The sequence below is a fragment of the Flavobacterium sp. T12S277 genome (assembly GCF_048514875.1).
Classification (GTDB): Bacteria; Bacteroidota; Bacteroidia; order Flavobacteriales; family Flavobacteriaceae; genus Flavobacterium.
Genome location: NZ_JBLYEG010000017.1, coordinates 22,440 through 40,864 on the forward strand (window position 1 = coordinate 22,440; position 18,425 = coordinate 40,864).

Sequence of the window (18,425 nt, forward strand, 5' to 3'; positions counted from 1 at the left end):
ACAGGATTAAAACAATCCACCCTGAATGTTGGTGTTTATTTTTCCTAAATGTTTGTACGCTTTATCTGTAACCTCACGTCCGCGTGGTGTACGCATAATAAATCCTTCCTGAATTAAAAAAGGTTCGTAAACTTCCTCAATGGTTTCACTGCTCTCTGAAACAGCAGTTGCCAAAGTCGATAGCCCTACCGGTCCTCCTTTGAATTTATTAATGATGGTCAGTAAAATTTTATTGTCCATTTCATCCAATCCGTGTGCATCGACATTTAAGGCTTTTAGGGCATAACGTGCAATTTCGATGTCAATGGTTCCATTTCCTTTTATTTGTGCAAAATCACGAACTCTTCGCAATAATGCATTGGCAATACGAGGTGTCCCACGGCTTCTGCCGGCGATCTCGATAGCAGCATCTAATGAAATGGGCATTTTAAGTATAGAAGAACTTCTTTCGACGATTGTGGTCAAAAGTTCGGTGGTGTAATATTGTAAACGCGACGAAATTCCAAAACGGGCTCGCATTGGAGCGGTCAGTAATCCCGAGCGTGTTGTAGCTCCTATCAGCGTAAAAGGGTTCAGATTGATTTGCACCGTTCTGGCATTTGGGCCGGATTCGATCATAATGTCTATTTTGAAATCCTCCATAGCCGAGTACAAATATTCTTCGACTATAGGACTCAAACGATGAATTTCATCAATAAACAGTACGTCTCTTTCATCAAGATTGGTCAGCAAACCAGCAAGATCTCCCGGTTTATCCAAAACAGGTCCTGAAGTAATTTTAATTCCCACTTCGAGCTCATTGGCCAGGATATTAGCCAAAGTAGTTTTCCCTAGTCCCGGAGGTCCATGAAAAAGGGCGTGATCGAGTGCTTCACCACGCTGATTGGCCGCAGCAACAAAAATCTTTAGGTTCTCTAAAACCTGATCTTGTCCTGCAAAATCATCAAATGACAGCGGACGCAATCTTTTTTCAAGATCTAATTCTTCCGGATTGTATCCTTTTGTGGTGGGATCTAAGTTTTCATTCATTTTACAAAGATAGACAAAGAAATCAGTTTGTAAAACAGTTACAAATCAAATAAAAATTCCAAAATTCAAATTCCAAATCCCAAATCCCAAATCCCAAATCCCAAATTCCAAGTTTCAAGTTTCAAGTTTCAAGTTTCAAATTGTTCCTTTACGGGTTAATGGCGGAGCAACCCTTCGTTATCCGCCATGTGATTTCCACTACTCTTTTTAAGAAATGTTTTTTAAGAAGTCTAAGAGCTTTACTTCCTTCTTAATGATTCTTACCATCAATAGTCCGAAAAACAGTAAGAAACCAAAACCACTGCATACGATATAAAGGTAAAAGCCTCTGGAGAAATTTTCTTTAAAAATGGGTAAAAGGAAGGCAAAACCAACAATATAAGTCAGGTAAATTATTGGTGTAAAGATGTAGTGGATTTTTTTCCTCCACTGATAAAACTGCTGTGCCTGTTTACTGTATTCCAATAAGGGAACCGCTGTATTTAAATGTGTCAATTTTTCGGCACTAATCCACTCTAAAACGATACGAAATACAAGCATTGCAATCATAGTTCCCAATCCAAAACTAAACAATGTTTGTTTATAGGCGCCCACCCAAATATAATAAGAGATGAGTATGATCGAGGTTACACTCAGGATTACCCTGGTCCAAAAATGGTTGCGTTTGATTTTTTTAGTATGTGCCTCTGCTTTGTTAATAATAGCCGTGGCAGCTGGTTTTGTATCGGATTCTGCCTGCTGATCCCAAATATTTTGTAATTCTTCAAATGTTTTCATTTTGTACACATTGCGTTAAACTTTTTTTAATTCGATGGATTCTAACCCGAAGTGTTTCTTCGGTTATCCCGATTACTTCTGCTATTTCCGGATATTCTATACCGTCTAAAGTCATCAGAATAATCATTTTGTTGGTCTCTTCAAGCTTTTGTATGCATTGATACATTTGTTGAAGTTGTTCTTCTTTTTCGTTTGAATAGGTTTCCGACACGATCTGAGGCAGGACCACTGCTCTGATTTCTTTTCTGGATGATGATTTCCGCAAATAGAGAAGACAGGTGTTTACCGCAATCCTATACATCCAGGTGCTAATGCTCGATTCATTTCGGAATGTATCTAAGCTCTCCCATACTTTTATGAAAATTTCCTGAGCTGCATCAGATGCTAATGCGACATCTCCACAAAAATAGCCTTTGCACAAACGAAACACTTTGTTGTAATGTGTGTTGTAGAGGTCGTTAAATTGTTCTTTTTTAGCCACTTTACTGTATTTCTGATTTTATTTTTTCCATGAACCACTCCGGTTGATCGTACATGACAAAATGAGCTGAGTTGGCCGCATAATAAATTTTAACAGACGGCAGCTTTTCATACTGGGCTTTATAAGTGTTTTGTACCGTAGCAAGATCCGGATTTGTTGCTGCTAAAATTACTACCGGAATTTTAATTTTAGCAATTTCTTTGCGCAAATCTAAATTAAGCATATCAATATAACCGTATATATAGGTTTTTCGATCGGCAACATTCATCCACTCGCTGATTGTTTTTTGCTTTTCTTTGTTCAGACACATATAAGAGACCGTTTGAGAATTCATCGCATTAAATGCCTTTTGATCCATCGCCAGCATCATTTTGCTTTGCGGATTATCATACGGAATAACTTCTCCTTTGTAATTTGGGATCATTAGTGCCGCACTTGCTGGCAGTGCATCCACTATAATTACTTTTTTGAACAAATTGGTTTCTTCAGAAGCCAGCCACAAACTCAGAGTCCCTCCCAAACTGTGACCGATTAATGTAGCTTTCTTTAATTTTTTGGTTTTTACATAAGAAACCACCTGATTCTTTATGGTAGACAGCCACGGACTTTCAATTGGAGGAACGTTGCCAAATCCTGCTAAGGTAAAAATATGACATTCGTAATTTTTAGAAAGCTCGGTTACGGTTTCATTCCACATTTCTCCTGTACAGCCAAAACCAGGAAATAACAACACCGGTGCTCCTTTACCTTTTACTTCTACCTTAAAGGCAGTTTGAGAAAAAACAGGTTTTGAAATAAGAAGCAGTAACACAACAAGTAAAATTGATTTCGTTTTCATAATGTTTAATTTTTAAAGTTTCCCTTTTGATGCACTGCTATACTATTTGTTACCTCAAAAAAGATTTTTTTTTAAATTATCTTCAAACATTTAAAAACCAACAACTTAAACCCTGTATTTAGCTGTCCTTTTACTCAACAAAAGAAGTTGTTTTGCTTTTTTAAAGTCCCCGCTTTATTTGATTTCTTTCAAAATACTTTCTGCTATTTTATTGTAGTCATTATTGTAATGGTGCGAGCCTGGCATTTCAATCGTTTTAATCCCCGATTCTGAAAACCTCTTACGGGTTGCGGCATCTTCTTCATCCCCAAAAAAACAAACCGGATTGTACGATTTGACTTTTTTTATTTCGGAAATCACATCGTAAGTATCCTTTGCACTTTCCATACTCAGCATGTCTGCAATGTGAATTTCAAAATCGGCTTTCATATCAGGAGACAAGAGGTACAGGCCTTTTAATTTTTCTTTTAATGCTTCAGGGAAATTACCCGCAGCAAACGGAATTACAGAAGCTCCAAATGAATAGCCCGCCAGTATAAATGTTTTTTTATTCCATTGCTGTAAATAATGTTCAACCGCCTTAGCTATTGCTTCCGAGGTCTCACCAGGCGTTTTTGCATTCCAGAAATATTTCTGGGCATCCAGTCCTATTACGGCAATTCCTTTCTCGGCCAGGGCCTCACCAACAGATTGGTCAAAACTTGTCCATCCTCCATCTCCGGAAATTAAGAAGGCAACAGGCAACGTTTCGTCTTTGTTTTTTGTCGGAATTAAGGTTAGCGGCATTTCAAATGGCAACGGCTTCAGCTGCTGTTCTTTGAGCAACATATTTTGTTGTGCTTTCTGTTCGCTATACGTGGGCGTATTTAAAATTTCCTTAAATGCAGCTGTAAACTGTGGTAGCCAGTTTTTAGTAACCGAGAATCCATGCCCTACTTTGGGCAACGTAATTAATTTTCCCTGTTTCATGCCTTCCATGTATTTTTTGGTGTCGACATAATTACAAACCTGATCTGTAGTTCCCTGAAGCACGATAAAAGGAGCTGATAATTTTTCTGTTTTTTCAAGAAAATAGGCTTTTCCTTCTTTTAAAACATGCGAAGTAAGTCCGGAGCCGTCGCATAAAGTCCTGTCTGTTTCGATATCGGGGCAAAAACCTAAAGCAATGGCTCCGCTAAAAGTATTGGCAGGTGCCTGAGCCAGCATTCCATAAACTAAAGTTGCTCCTGAAGAGTATCCGGCCAATATTGGTTTTAAGTATTGTTTGATCCTGATCTTTTTTTGCAGCAGCAAACTAAGCTCTTCAAAGTCTCCGGCCGGGTAATAACATTTTGCTTTTTGCTTTTTTATTTCTTTAAAATAATGCTGAATATCGATCCCTGCAACGACTGCTCCCTGATCGGCAATGTTTTTGGCCATTTCAACAACGCCGCTGTTCCATCCTCCATCGCCGGAAACAAACAATACAACCGCAGTTGGTGCTGTTTTTGGTTTGTAGATTGTGACTTTTCCAAATGCTCCAACCCTTATCGTGTCTGCTGTTAAAGCAAAAGCAGGAGTACTAAAAATAAAAACGGACAACAGGAGTGTTATGATTTTGTTCATCTGAATTACTTTTTAACGTTACGAAATCCTAAACTATAGTGTTCTTCTTATACATTATGATTGAAACTGATATAAAATAAACGTACAAATTCAACAGAAAAAGTCTTTGCCACAATCCTTTGTACGAAGCAATTAGCGCCCCCATATCAGAAGGGAAATGAAGTACAAACAATAAGAGGGTAAGACTTCCAATGCTAAAAACAACCCAGGAGAAATTATAAAAACGAGGATTGTTTTCTTTTGAAATTACGGTACGCATCACTAAGGGTAACAGCAAAGCAGCAGCAATTCCGATACCTCCGGCAATGTCATGCAGCAAAAACGACAGGGTTCTTTTGCCGTCTATTACATCTGCTTTAAATAGCCCTGAACCAATCCCCTCTCCTAAGCCATACATTATAATTAACAAAGAAACTAGCTTTACTCCTTTGTGGTCTTTATCAAATGCCCTTTTAAAAACGATTCCAAAAACAATAAATACAATCCCAATAACGATCCACCATATGGAAATCAATTCTGAAACCGGACTAACAGTTGCCCCCAAAGAACTAATGGTGTTGTGCAGCTGACTATAGCCCACATAATAGCTTCCTAATAAAAAGAGCAGTAAAAAATCGAATATACAGCTAATGATGCAGCCTATTGCCATGACCTTAACCCAATTTACCCGCACTGCCTTCCTCCTTTTCATGGTCTCTTTTATGGTTTTACAACTTTGTTTAAAGCTAACGGGACCTGTAATAAATCATAGTCATGGGTATAAACTAAATATTTGTTGTGCCATACCGGAGTGAATTTTTCTTTAAAATCGCGCAATCCTTTGTAGTGCGAAAAATATTTAATTCTTTCATAAGCAAACTTCATCGATTTTTCGGGAAAGGTTTCTGCCTCTTCAATTCCACTCATTGCCGCCAATCCTAAATTGACTGAAGTACAGCCCTGCGATTTTAAATAAGCGAAAAGTTCCAAAAGTATAAAATCGATGATTCCGTTTGGGGCGTCATTGCTTTTACGAATCAAATCATAGGTCCCTTCTCCTTTGGCAAAATCAGGAATGACATTTAAAAAGGCCACTATTTTCTCCTCGGCATTTTCTACTGTAATAATGGTTTGCTGTTTGAGTTCTTCCCACTCAAACCTGCCTTGCGAAAAAACAATTTCACTTCTCCCGGTGCTCGCAAGCCATTCATCACTTACTGCTTTTATTTTTTGCAGCAATCCGTCTTTTACGGGTGCGGTATGAATGGTTGTTTGAAAGCCTTTCTCTTTGACTTTGCTTATCGCATTACGCAATGATTTTTTGGCTCCGCCTTCCATTGTAAATACAGACAGATCGACAACCGCTTCCTGACCTATAAATAAGCTTTTTTTGTGCAGTGAAGCAAACAATTCTAAGTTGTCTTCCGGTACGCGATAATAAATGCTTCTTAAGCCGTTCTCGTAACAATACACATCAAATTCGACTATACATTGTTTGATTTCATCTGCTGATGCCGCTACGGGGTTTTCTAAGACTACAGCAAAATTATCGGCCACACGATAGGCAAGGAAAGATTTTTTACTTTTTGCAATAAAGATGTTTTTATCATCATAGGTTTTAAAATAATCCAAAGAAGAAGTGCCGTATTGTTTCAAAAGTTCGGATGCTGACAGGAAATCATCTTCTACCGCTTCTTTTTTTATGGTGTAAGGCCGTATTAGAGCAAAGACTAGAAATGCAATGGATAAAAAACCACAGATGTTGATTGATAGTAAAAAGTGTCTTGCGAATCTGTCAAGCGGTACCAAATCTGAGCTCCCGATTAAAAAAAAGTTTTGCAGTGCATATTTTATAGATTCCTGCCAATGAAAGTCAATATCAAAATGTTTTTTATCCAGAAAATAGAACCCCAGAATCCCGTACAATAAGACTGCCGCAATGCTAATCAAAACCGTTTTTAGTCCGATACTCTGCAAGTGGGCGTTACTTTTTATATAATATTCTTTTCGGGTAATAATTAAACTCACGAGTACAATCAGGGCAATTACGGCTTCTTCATAATCGATCGCTTTGGTAAGATGTCCGATGATTGAAATAATGGTTAAAAAAACAGCAGACCACCAGGCATTACGGAGTCCCTTTAGCATAAAAGCAGCATTCACCAGCATAAATAAGCCAGCGGTTATGACAAAATAATTGGAGGCTCTAATGGCCGAAACCGGAATGATATTTTTCAGGATGTGCAAACGTTCTGCGATAGCCGGAGTTAAAACGGATATTATGTTTACTAATCCCAAAACAAAAAGCAGAAAAGAAGGTACAATGCGCATCAATAATTTATTGGCATTGAAAACAAAAATGAATGCACCGGCCAGCAATGGAACCCAAAATTCGAAGAAACGGTATAAAAAAGTAATGGCTATAGCACTGACACTATCAAAACCAAATTGCATCAGGATAAAACTCATTGAAATTTCGATCGCACCCAGCCCTCGGAGAAAGGGGGAAACAATTAAAAATATAACCGAAATAATATAGCCCATTACGGCCGCTGGCAGCGAGGGTGTAAAACCCAAAGCAATCATAGCGATATACAGGTGCGCTATTCCGGCGAACTCAATGAGTACGGAATAAAAGACAACTTGCAGAAAATTCTTTTTTACGATCTTGTTTTGTTGCAAATCGTCCAGAAAAACCACCGCCGAGGGAAGAAACTTTATGATCAGGCGATATAAGCTCCCCTTTTTCAGAATAGAATCGTAAATAAAAAAGATACTTAAACTTAAGACAATTACAGCTCCCAGCGCATACCATTCTCCTGATCCGGCAGTTCCCTGAAACAAGGAGTACATCAAAGCAGGAATAGCAACAATAATAACCGAAAGTATCCCTACAAAGCCATATACGATGGAAGCAAAATGAATTTGAGTGGGTTTTACTCCACTCTTTTCAATAGGCTTTGTAAAAAAGGCCAAAGAAGAAATCCCACCTGCCGGTAAAAAAACGCTTACGAAGTTTCGTTTCAGAAATAAAATGACGGCTTGTTTAAAAGATATTTTACTCTGAACCGCTTTAAAGGAGGCAAAATACATTAACGCCTGAAGTGTTATATAAATCAAAGCTAGAGCAATACCACACAATACCCAAAAAGAACTGGCATTGGCAATGGCGTTTTGAACTTCTCCCAACTCAGATCGTTCATGTTTGATAAACCAGATCCCAATTCCAATAAAAAAAACAGTGAATATAGACTGTCTGATGATCTTATCGTTTTCACGCAAAAAAGAAACTCCTTTTCTGTTTTTAAAAAAACTAAAAATGGTATTGGGAATCAGTAGTACCTTCATATTATCGGGGAATAATCTATTTATGAAAAATCAAACCAACTTCTCTATAAATATACGACAATTATCTATCGCTCAAATCCTTACAATACTATTTTCCTCACTTTACACCTGATCTGATGCTATGCTGAACCGAAACCTGTATAAACAAAAAAGACTGTCTTTTCAGACAGTCTTTTAAAGTATTTTTAGTGGTGTAAAACTTCTTCACCTTCTTTCATCGGTACATTTTGCGGTACAAAATCTACATCGTGATTCGGGTTACTGTAGTCATATGGCCAACGATATACGTGAGGAATTTCTCCCGGCCAGTTACCGTGGATATGTTCTACCGGAGTAGTCCACTCTAATGTTGTTGATTTCCATGGATTCTGAACAGATTTCTTACCATAGAAAATACTGCTAAAGAAGTTGTATAAGAATACCAATTGGAACGCTCCTCCTATAAGTGCAAATGTTGTAATTAAAACATTCACATTTTGTAAATCATCAAATAATGGGAAGTTCGTGTTTGTATAGTAACGTCTTGGTAAACCAGCTAATCCGATAAAGTGCATTGGGAAGAATACTCCGTAAGCACAAACTGCTGTTACCCAAAAGTGAATGTAACCTAAGTTTTTATTCAACATTCTACCGTACATTTTAGGGAACCAGTGGTAAATACCAGCAAACATTCCGTAAAGTGCAGAGATACCCATTACTAAGTGAAAGTGAGCAATTACGAAGTAAGTATCGTGAACGTTAATATCTAAAGTACTGTCTCCTAAAATGATTCCTGTTAAACCTCCAGTGATGAAAGTAGAAACCATTCCGATAGAGAATAACATTGCAGGGTTGAATTGTAAGTTACCTTTCCATAAAGTTGTAATCCAGTTGAACGCTTTTACAGCAGATGGAATTGCAATCAATAAAGTAGTGAAGGTAAATACAGATCCTAAGAAAGGATTCATACCTGAAATAAACATGTGGTGACCCCAAACAATTGTAGATAAAAATGCAATTGCAAGAACTGACATGATCATCGCTCTGTATCCGAAAATTGGTTTACGAGAGTTCGTAGCCATAATTTCAGAAACAAGTCCCATTGCTGGTAAGATTACGATGTAAACCTCAGGGTGTCCTAAGAACCAGAATAAGTGTTCGAACAATACAGGAGAACCTCCTTGGTAGTGTAAAACTTCTCCGGCAATATAGATATCAGATAAGAAGAATGAAGTACCAAAACTTCTGTCAAAGATCAATAATAAAGCAGCAGACAACAATACAGGGAATGAAATAACACCAATGATAGCTGTTACGAAAAATGTCCAGATTGTTAATGGAAGTCTGGTCATAGACATTCCTTTAGTTCTAAGGTTGATAACTGTTACGATGTAATTTAAAGATCCCATTAAAGAAGATGCGATAAAGATAGCCATCGAAACTAACCATAGTGTCATACCTGTTCCAGAACCTGGAATTGCTTGCGGTAAAGCACTTAATGGAGGGTAAATTGTCCAACCTGCAGATGCTGGTCCAGCTTCAACAAATAAGGAACATAACATTACTACAGCAGATAAGAAGAACAACCAGTATGAAATCATGTTCATAAATCCGGAAGCCATATCTCGCGCTCCAATTTGAAGTGGAATCAATAAGTTACTAAAGGTTCCGCTCAAACCGGCCGTCAGTACAAAGAATACCATGATGGTACCGTGAATTGTAACTAGGGCCAAATAAATATCATTTGCCATTACACCATCAGGTGCAAATTTATCTCCTAATAAAACATTAAAGATTTTAAAAGACTCTTCTGGCCAAGCCAATTGCATTCTGAAAAGCAAAGACATTGCAATACCAATAATACCCATAATGATACCGGTAATTAAATATTGCTTAGCAATCATTTTGTGATCAATACTAAAGATGTATTTAGTAATGAACGTGTCTTTATGATGATGTTCGTGCTCGTGATCGTGTCCGTGATCGTGACCGTGCGCTTCTGCTGACATATATGTGTACTTTAAATTTTCTTAATAATATTATTTCATAGCCACTTTAGCTACAACTGCCTTAACCGTATCGATAATTGCTTTTACAGTATCTTTAGCAGTACTATCAGTGCTCGCTTTTGCTTCTTCACCAGCCTTCTTTTCAGCATCTGCAGCAGCAGCAGCTTTAATATCCTGAGCTAATGTAGTTTTTTCGCTTAACCATTTTTTGTAATCTTCCGGAGTATCCACAACTACTTTCATTTGCATGTTGTAGTGAGAAGCTCCACAAATTTTATTACATAATAATAAATAGTCAAATGTATAAGGATCTAAAGCTGTTCCTCCTTTAGCAACTAACTCAACGCTTTTCTCAGCTCTAAGTTTGTTGATGTGTGCAACTTTTTCTACCATAAATGGTAATTCTCTGTATTCAGAAGTTGTATACGTTGGAATAAAAGCAAATTCAGTAACCATTCCAGGAACACAGTTCATTTGCGCTCTAAAGTGAGGCATGTAAGCGGAGTGTAATACGTCTTGAGAACGCATTTTGAAATGTACTTTTTTACCTTTTGGAATATGCAATTCAGAAACTACAATATCATCCTGAGCGTTAGGATCAGACATATCAACTCCTAAAGTGTTGATACCTTCGATTAAACGAACGTTTGCTTTTCCTAAAACATTATCCTGACCAGCATATCTTGCTGTCCATTTAAATTGTTGTGCGTATAATTCGATTTCGATTACGTCTTCGTCTTTATCCACAAACATAATGTTGTTCCAAGCGTACAATCCGTAAAGGATCAAACAAGCCAACACTACAGAAGGAATAATACTCCAGATTGCTTCTAATTTATTACTATCAGCAAAGAATAAAGCTTTTTTATCTTTATTTCCTCTGTTTTTAAAAGAGAACCAGTATAATAATCCTTGTGTAATAAACTGTACTACAAAAATTAAAACCCAGGTAATATTCATTAAATTATCTACTAAAAGTCCGTGCTCTGAAGCAGGAGTATGAAGTGCTAAACCACCCCATTTTAGTAAACCGTAAATCGTAAAGATATAAATGAATGCCAAAAAGCCAAACATGATATACCCCTGAACATTATTATCATTATCCGATGCAACCTGAGAATCGTCCGAAGAAGATCCTACCTGAGTAAGATCAAATATCTTGGTCAATTGCCACAAAGCAACTGCTAATAAAACTAAAACTATAATTACCAACAAACTTGTCATCTGTTTACTTCTTTAAATATTAATAATGAAAATGTTTACTTTCTTCAATGAAAGGATTTCTTTTTGCTAACAAAGGAGCTTTAGTTAATGCAGTAAACACTACAAAAATAAACAATCCTAAGAAGAAAAGAATAGAGGCAATTTCAGGAACTCCAATAAACCATTTATCTCCAACTGTACCTGGCATAATCATATTAAAGAAATCAACATAGTGTCCTAATAAGATCACTACACCGGCCATTACAATAACCCAGCTAAGACGTTTGAAGTCTGTATTGATCAATATTAATAATGGGAACACAAAGTTCATAACTACAGCTCCAAAAAATGGTAAGTTGTATAATTGAATTCTGGTTACAAAGTACGTAACCTCTTCAGGAATATTAGCATACCAGATCAACATAAATTGTGAGAACCATAAGTATGTCCAGAAAACACTGATACCAAACATGAATTTAGCTAAATCGTGAATGTGGCTTGTATTTACATACTCTAAATATCCTTTAGATTTCAAGTAGATCGTTACTAATGCGATTGAAGTGATACCACTTACAAAGAAAGAAGCAAAAACATACCATCCGAACAATGTACTAAACCAGTGTGGATCAAATGACATAATCCAGTCCCAAGACATAATAGACTCAGATACGATAAAGAAAACTAAGAATCCTGCAGATAACTTAAAGTTCTTTTTGTAGTATAGGTCATCTTTAGCTTCGTCCTGAGCCAAACAGTTTTTTGCTGAATAGTAACGGTATAAGTTCCATCCTATTAAGAAGATTGCTGCTCTGATGATCCAGAATGGAAAGTTCAGGTAACCTGCTTTTCCAGCAATGATAGCGTCATAATTAGCATGTTTTGGATTTGTAACTCCTTCTCCTAACCAAACGAAAATGTGGTTAAAATGCAATCCGCAAAGTACTAAAATAATAAAGAATATAACAGAACCAGCTGGTAAGTAAGCTGTGATTCCCTGCATTACTCTAAACAATACCGGAGACCAACCTGCCTGAGCAACTTGTTGAATAGCATAAAATGCTAAAACTCCCATAGAAAGTAGTAAAAAGAAAATACAAGCAACATATAATGCTGACCATGGTTTGTTTTGCAATTGGTGCAATACGTGCTCCAAATGTTTTTCATGTTCACCTGCGGCATCAACTTTCGCATGCTCTCCACCTTCGTGTGAGTCATGTGAAACTTTTGCAGCTTCATGAGAAACTGCTGGAGTTTCTGTGTGCGCTGCACCTTTAAGTGAATCATGTGAAGCTTCTGCTGTATCATGAGAAACTGCTGGAGCTTCTGCGTGCGCAGCACCTTCATGTGAAGCTTCTTTAGCTTCATGACCTGCAGTTTCATGAGAAGCTTCGGCAGCTTCACCATGCGCAGCACCATGAGAACCATGAGCATCTGCAGCTAGTATTTTTTCAACTTCTTGAATATCTTTAGGTGCATTTAAAAAACCATACCCAATTCCTAATAGGCCAAGAACCATTAGGATGATAGAAAAAGTTTTTAATTTACTTGAAAATGTATACATATCTATTACGATCAGTTTGTTCAACAATTATAATTGGCTTTTTAGTTTTAGAACATAGTCAGCAACTAACCAACGTTCGTGGGCACTTAATTGATTTGCATGTGAACCCATTGCGTTTAAACCATAAGTTTCAACGTGAAAGATACTTCCTTCAGTGATAACTCTGTCTTTGTAGCTAGGTACTCCAAGAAATTTTTCTCTTTCAACCAATTTACCTTTACCGTTTCCAGTTGCACCATGGCAGCTGATACAGTAAATTTCGAAAAGTTCTTTACCTTTTCCAGAATTTCTATCTGCTTCACTCAAAGGTGATTTTAAATTGGCTTTCGCTAATTCATAACCCGCAGTTGAATTTTCATATTCGTAAGGTTCAAAACCTCTATTGATAGTTCCTTCTACAGGAAGTTGTCCTTCTTTTCCTCCTTTAAATATTTTTGCTTCTGTGTATGGCTCGTAAGCAACAGATTCATACATATTTGGGAAATACTGATAGTTTGGTGCCGAATTATTGTGGCAAGATGAAACTAAAATAGTTATACCAACTAAAAGTGTTATTTTATATATCCTTTTCATAGCTACAATTAATTCTTTTCAATTACTTTAACTTCAACAGCTCCTGTACCTTCGAAAAAAGAAACTAGTTCTGCTTCGTTATCATTTACAGCAACTTCCATTAAGAAATGGTCGTCTGTTGTTCTTACATCAGGATTTTCAGCTTGTTTGAATGGCCATAATCTACTTCTCATATAAAAAGTGATCACCATTAAGTGGGCAGCAAAAAATACAGTCATCTCAAACATAATTGGCACGAATGCAGGCATGTTTTGAATGAAACTGAAACTTGGCTTTCCACCAATATCCTGAGGCCAGTCATGAATCATGATATAACTCATCATAGTTGTAGCAACAGAAATACCAACACATCCGTATAAAAATGCACAAATTGCTAATCTTGTTGGTGCTAAGCCCATAGCTTTATCCAATCCGTGAACTGGGAATGGAGTAAAAACCTCTTCAATATGATGATGAGCAGCTCTGGTTTTCTTTACTGCATCCATCAAAATATCATCGTCATTATAAATGGCGTATATTACTTTATTACTCATGGTGTGAATCTTTATTTGCTGCTCTTTCTCTAATATAATTATCTCCTGTTCCTTTCAAAATTGTTTTCACCTCTGCCTGAGCAATTACAGGGAATGTTCTTGAGTACAATAAAAACAATACGAAGAAGAAACCAATCGTTCCGATGAAAATTCCAATATCAACAAATGTTGGTGAGAACATTGTCCAAGAAGATGGAAGGTAATCTCTATGTAAAGAAGTAACAATAATTACAAATCTTTCAAACCACATTCCGATGTTTACTACAATCGAAATAATAAAGGAGAACATGATACTTGTTCTTAGTTTTTTGAACCACATGAACTGTGGAGAGAAAACGTTACAAGTCATCATCGACCAATATGCCCACCAATAAGGTCCGGTAGCTCTGTTTAAGAACGCATATTGCTCATACTCTACACCTGAGTACCAAGCTACGAATAACTCAGTGATATACGCTACCCCTACGATAGAACCTGTAATCATGATTACAATATTCATTAACTCGATATGTTGTAGTGTAATATAAGCTTCTAAGTTAGAAACTTTTCTCATTACGATCAACAAGGTGTTTACCATTGCAAATCCAGAGAATACCGCTCCTGCAACGAAGTACGGAGGGAAAATTGTAGTATGCCATCCCGGAATTACAGAAGTAGCAAAGTCCATCGATACAATGGTGTGTACAGAAAGTACAAGTGGAGTAGCTAAACCTGCAAGTACTAAAGATACTTCTTCAAAACGTTGCCAGTCTTTTGCTCTACCGCTCCATCCAAAACTTAGGATAGAATAAACTCTTTTATTGAAAGGTGTTATTGCTCTGTCACGTAGCATTGCAAAGTCAGGCAATAAACCAGTCCACCAGAAAACTAATGATACCGAAAGATACGTTGAAATTGCAAATACGTCCCAAAGTAATGGCGAGTTAAAGTTTACCCATAAAGATCCAAATTGATTTGGAATAGGTAAAACCCAGTATGCCAACCATGGACGCCCCATGTGAATAATTGGAAATAAACCTGCCTGAACTACTGAGAAGATAGTCATCGCTTCAGCAGAACGGTTAATAGCCATTCTCCAACGCTGACGGAAAAGTAATAGTACCGCAGAAATTAATGTTCCGGCGTGACCAATACCAACCCACCAAACGAAGTTCGTGATATCCCAGGCCCAACCAACTGTTTTATTTAATCCCCATGTTCCGATACCTGTAGATACAGTGTAAATTATACAACCTAACCCCCAAAGGAAGGCTATTAATGCGATTGAAAATACAATCCACCATTGTTTGTTTGCAGGCCCCTCAACAGGTGCAGCTACATCTACTGTTACATCGTGATAAGATTTATCACCTATAACTAAAGGTTTTCTAATGGGTGCTTCGTAGTGAGACGACATAATCCTTTATATTGTTTCTAATTAATAATTTTACTAAGTATTTCTAACTTTTACATGATAGAAAACGTTCGGTTTTGTACCAACATGCTCTAATAAATGATACATTCTATCGCTTTCTGCTAACTTAGCAACTTCGCTTTCTTTATCATTTACATCTCCAAACACCATAGCTCCAGACGAACAAGCTGCAGAACAAGCGCAAGCATTGTTAAATTCATCTTTTGCCACAACTCTACCTTCACGTTTTGCCTGAAGAATAACAGCTTGTGTACTTTGAATACAGAATGAACATTTTTCCATAACTCCACGAGAACGAACGTTTACGTCTGGGTTTAATACCATACGACCTAAATCATCATTCATGTGATAATCGAATTCACTGTTTTTGTTGTACAAGAACCAGTTGAAACGACGTACTTTATATGGACAGTTGTTTGCACAATAACGAGTACCAACACATCTGTTATATGCCATGTGGTTTTGACCTTGACGACCGTGAGATGTTGCAGCAACCGGACAAACTGTTTCACACGGTGCGTGGTTACAGTGCTGACACATTACTGGTTGGAATGCAACCTGTGGATTGTCTCCAGGTTTTTCCATTTCATTAAATGTAGATAATGAACTTGATAAACCTGCAATATTTTCTTTTCTTTCGTTATCACCTTCAAAAGTGCTTTCAGAAGAATAGTATCTGTCGATACGCAACCAGTGCATATCACGGCTTCTTCTTACCTCTGCTTTACCAACAACAGGAACGTTGTTCTCTGCGTGACAAGCGATAACACATGCTCCACAACCTGTACAAGCATTTAAGTCGATAGAAAGGTTAAAATGATGTCCTGTTGAACGATCAAATGATTCCCATAAATCTACTGTTGTAGCTTTAACTTCCTGGTGATCTAAAGATACCATTGGCTGTGGATTCCAATGTTCAGCATTTTCTTTGTTAAATACATCAAGGGTAGTTTCTTTAATGATATCTCCTCTACCCATTAATGTTTTTTGTCCCTGAACACAAGCAAACTCATGCTCTCCATTTGCTTTCGCAATGGAAACAGACTGAACACTATTGAAATTTTTATATAAAGCGTAAGCATTTAAACCTACCTGCATTTCTTCTTTTAAAGCTGCTTTACGACCGTAACCAACTGCTAAACCAACTGTACCAACAGCTTGTCCTGGCTGAACAATTACCGGTACATTTTCTAATTTAAGCCCGTCAGCAGTAGTAATAGTAGCATAACTTCCGTTCAAACCACCGTTAGCAACGATTTCATTTGATAATCCTAATTTCTTAGCATCAGCATTAGAAACAGTAACATAGTTATCCCATGAAACTCTGGTAATTGGATCCGGGAACTCTTGTAACCAAGGGTTATTAGCATGTTGTCCATCTCCTAATCCGGTTTTAGTATATAATACCAATTCGAAATCACCAGCTGCTTTAGATTTTGCAAGTGCATTTGCAGCGGTAGCAGCATCAACAGCACCTCCAGACAATGCAGCAGATCCAACTACTGCAACACCATCATGTAATACTTTGTTCCAAGAAGATCCTGCAGTAAATCCTGAAGAATTAGCTTTTAAATAATCATAAAAAGTACCTGCGGCACCATTTAATGACAATAAAACATCCTGAAATTGTTTGGTATTGAATATAGGGCGAATCGTTGGTTGCGTTAAGCTATAAGTTCCGCTTGTTATTTCTACATCTCCCCAAGACTCTAAATAATGAGGAGCCGGAGCAGCAACAGTAACAATTGAAGCAGTTTCATCTTCTTTCAATGAAAAAGCAACAGATGTTTTAACTTTTTTCAATCCTGAAACAAAAGCAGCTGAATCAGCTAAAGTGTAAGCAGGATTAACTCCACTCATAATTAAAGTATGAACACTTCCAGCATTCAGATCTTTAATTAATTGAGAAACAACCGCATTAGATCCTTTTCTAATTTGTCTTGCTCCTGCAGTAGTATAAGCTTCACTAGCCAATATTTGGTTGATAGCTAAAACTAATAACTGAGCGTTTTTATCTTCGATTCCGGATACCAGAACCCCTTTAGATCCGGCAGCTTTTAATTGCTGAGCAGCTTTCACTACTTCAGCTTTAGAAGCAGCATCTAAAGTAACAGGAACAGAAGCACCTGCAATAATGTTATATATTTGAACTAAAGCCTGTTTTTGAACAGCAGTAGTCATTGGAACACGCTTATCAGCAGCTGCTCCGGATAATGTCATATTTGATTCGAATTGGAAATGACGAGACATTTTTCCGTTTTGAGGAATACGTCCTTTTGCATATCCACTATCGTATCCACCACCTTGCCAGTCTCCTAAGAAATCAGCACCAACAGATACAATTAAATTAGATTTTGAAAAATCATAATCAACTAAAGCTCTTTGACCATATACAGCCTGGAAAGCATCTAAAGCCTCAGATGAAGAAACTGCGTCATAAACAACATGCTTAGCATTTGGATTTTTAGCAATAAATTCAGCGATTAATTTTTCAGTAGATGGACTTGCAAGTGTATTTGTTAATAATACCACTTGTTGGTTTTTAGCTTTTGCTTCAGCTAAACTTGATTTAATTTTTAAATCAACAGCTGACCAAGTAGCTTGTTTACCCTCTACTTTTGGCTCTTTTAAACGAGCGCTATCATACAATCCTAAGATAGATGCGTGAATTCTCGCATTAGCTGCAAATTTAGCACCAGCGATTGTATTGTTTTCAATTTTAATTGGACGACCCTCACGAGTTTTTACCAAAAGATTCGCAAAATCAAAACCATCAAATACAGTAGTTGCATAGTAATCTGCAACACCAGGAATGATTTGCTCTGGTTGTAAAACATAAGGGATAGACTTGTGCACAGGACCTTCACACGCAGCAAGTGTAACTGCCGCAGTACTAAATCCTACGTACTTTAAAAAGTCACGACGTGAAGTTCCAGATGACGCTAAAGCATCTGCATTCCCTAAGAATTCATCTGTAGGAATCTCTTCAACAAACTCGTTATTTCTAAGCGCCTCAACAATAGAACTATTTTCTAGTTCCTCAACACTTTTCCAGTATTTTTTGTTTGATGACATTGTATATAAATATTAAAATCT

General features: G+C 37.2%; 14 protein-coding genes. All 14 read right to left on the reverse strand.

From position 1 onward, the window contains the following. Positions 1-6: 6 nt before the first annotated feature. The 14 genes from ruvB to ACN1CN_RS19935 all read right to left on the reverse strand — a co-directional run bounded on the left by ruvB (position 7) and on the right by ACN1CN_RS19935 (position 18,404). Positions 7-1,029: a Holliday junction branch migration DNA helicase RuvB gene (gene ruvB, locus ACN1CN_RS19870; protein ID WP_017498167.1), complete on the reverse strand. Its 1,023-nt coding sequence runs from the start codon at positions 1,027-1,029 to the stop codon at positions 7-9. A gap of 207 nt (positions 1,030-1,236) precedes the next feature. Further along, a complete protein-coding gene (locus ACN1CN_RS19875; protein ID WP_419137086.1) occupies positions 1,237-1,806 on the reverse strand; it encodes a hypothetical protein in 570 nt (189 codons plus the stop codon). Then, positions 1,793-2,287, reverse strand: coding sequence for an RNA polymerase sigma factor (locus tag ACN1CN_RS19880; protein ID WP_419137087.1), 495 nt, complete (start codon positions 2,285-2,287; stop codon positions 1,793-1,795). Before ACN1CN_RS19880 ends, ACN1CN_RS19875 begins: the two co-directional genes overlap by 14 nt. A 1-nt stretch (position 2,288) precedes the next feature. Next, the gene (locus tag ACN1CN_RS19885; RefSeq protein ID WP_419137089.1) at positions 2,289-3,125 is read right to left on the reverse strand and encodes an alpha/beta fold hydrolase; all 837 of its coding nucleotides are present in this window, start codon (positions 3,123-3,125) and stop codon (positions 2,289-2,291) included. A gap of 174 nt (positions 3,126-3,299) precedes the next feature. Then, positions 3,300-4,730, reverse strand: a complete 1,431-nt coding sequence (locus ACN1CN_RS19890) for an AcvB/VirJ family lysyl-phosphatidylglycerol hydrolase (RefSeq protein ID WP_419137091.1) — start codon at positions 4,728-4,730, stop codon at positions 3,300-3,302. A 28-nt stretch (positions 4,731-4,758) separates the two neighbouring features. Continuing rightward, positions 4,759-5,421 (reverse strand): DUF998 domain-containing protein, encoded by a 663-nt coding sequence (locus ACN1CN_RS19895; RefSeq protein ID WP_419137092.1) that lies wholly within the window; start codon positions 5,419-5,421, stop codon positions 4,759-4,761. 8 nt (positions 5,422-5,429) lie between these two features. Further along, positions 5,430-8,057, reverse strand: coding sequence for a bifunctional lysylphosphatidylglycerol flippase/synthetase MprF (gene mprF / locus ACN1CN_RS19900; protein ID WP_419137094.1), 2,628 nt, complete (start codon positions 8,055-8,057; stop codon positions 5,430-5,432). A gap of 185 nt (positions 8,058-8,242) precedes the next feature. Next, positions 8,243-10,045 carry a cytochrome c oxidase subunit I gene (locus ACN1CN_RS19905; protein ID WP_264526323.1) on the reverse strand — a complete coding sequence of 601 codons (1,803 nt, stop codon included), beginning with the start codon at positions 10,043-10,045 and terminating at the stop codon, positions 8,243-8,245. Positions 10,046-10,075: 30 nt separating this feature from the next. Continuing rightward, a complete protein-coding gene (locus ACN1CN_RS19910; RefSeq protein ID WP_291287903.1) occupies positions 10,076-11,269 on the reverse strand; it encodes a cytochrome c oxidase subunit II in 1,194 nt (397 codons plus the stop codon). A 19-nt stretch (positions 11,270-11,288) separates the two neighbouring features. Further along, complete coding sequence (locus tag ACN1CN_RS19915; RefSeq protein WP_419137097.1) at positions 11,289-12,809, reverse strand: quinol:cytochrome C oxidoreductase; 1,521 nt, start codon at positions 12,807-12,809, stop codon at positions 11,289-11,291. Positions 12,810-12,836: 27 nt separating this feature from the next. Further along, complete coding sequence (locus tag ACN1CN_RS19920; protein ID WP_173964113.1) at positions 12,837-13,382, reverse strand: c-type cytochrome; 546 nt, start codon at positions 13,380-13,382, stop codon at positions 12,837-12,839. A gap of 8 nt (positions 13,383-13,390) precedes the next feature. Continuing rightward, complete coding sequence (locus tag ACN1CN_RS19925; RefSeq protein WP_056245298.1) at positions 13,391-13,915, reverse strand: DUF3341 domain-containing protein; 525 nt, start codon at positions 13,913-13,915, stop codon at positions 13,391-13,393. Beyond that, positions 13,908-15,311, reverse strand: a complete 1,404-nt coding sequence (gene nrfD, locus ACN1CN_RS19930; protein WP_173964114.1) for an NrfD/PsrC family molybdoenzyme membrane anchor subunit — start codon at positions 15,309-15,311, stop codon at positions 13,908-13,910. The genes ACN1CN_RS19925 and nrfD overlap by 8 nt, the downstream gene beginning before the upstream one ends. 33 nt (positions 15,312-15,344) lie before the next feature. Then, complete coding sequence (locus ACN1CN_RS19935; RefSeq protein ID WP_419137100.1) at positions 15,345-18,404, reverse strand: TAT-variant-translocated molybdopterin oxidoreductase; 3,060 nt, start codon at positions 18,402-18,404, stop codon at positions 15,345-15,347. Positions 18,405-18,425 lie beyond the last annotated feature (21 nt).

Coding starts and splice junctions, on each gene's coding strand:
- ACN1CN_RS19925 (WP_056245298.1), bottom strand. CDS start 13,915: ATGAGTAATAAAGTAATATACGCCATTTATAATGACGATGATATTTTG.
- mprF (WP_419137094.1), bottom strand. CDS start 8,057: ATGAAGGTACTACTGATTCCCAATACCATTTTTAGTTTTTTTAAAAAC.
- ACN1CN_RS19935 (WP_419137100.1), bottom strand. CDS start 18,404: ATGTCATCAAACAAAAAATACTGGAAAAGTGTTGAGGAACTAGAAAAT.
- ACN1CN_RS19910 (WP_291287903.1), bottom strand. CDS start 11,269: ATGACAAGTTTGTTGGTAATTATAGTTTTAGTTTTATTAGCAGTTGCT.
- ACN1CN_RS19875 (WP_419137086.1), bottom strand. CDS start 1,806: ATGAAAACATTTGAAGAATTACAAAATATTTGGGATCAGCAGGCAGAA.
- ruvB (WP_017498167.1), bottom strand. CDS start 1,029: ATGAATGAAAACTTAGATCCCACCACAAAAGGATACAATCCGGAAGAA.
- ACN1CN_RS19920 (WP_173964113.1), bottom strand. CDS start 13,382: ATGAAAAGGATATATAAAATAACACTTTTAGTTGGTATAACTATTTTA.
- ACN1CN_RS19885 (WP_419137089.1), bottom strand. CDS start 3,125: ATGAAAACGAAATCAATTTTACTTGTTGTGTTACTGCTTCTTATTTCA.
- nrfD (WP_173964114.1), bottom strand. CDS start 15,311: ATGTCGTCTCACTACGAAGCACCCATTAGAAAACCTTTAGTTATAGGT.
- ACN1CN_RS19905 (WP_264526323.1), bottom strand. CDS start 10,045: ATGTCAGCAGAAGCGCACGGTCACGATCACGGACACGATCACGAGCAC.
- ACN1CN_RS19890 (WP_419137091.1), bottom strand. CDS start 4,730: ATGAACAAAATCATAACACTCCTGTTGTCCGTTTTTATTTTTAGTACT.
- ACN1CN_RS19915 (WP_419137097.1), bottom strand. CDS start 12,809: ATGTATACATTTTCAAGTAAATTAAAAACTTTTTCTATCATCCTAATG.
- ACN1CN_RS19895 (WP_419137092.1), bottom strand. CDS start 5,421: ATGAAAAGGAGGAAGGCAGTGCGGGTAAATTGGGTTAAGGTCATGGCA.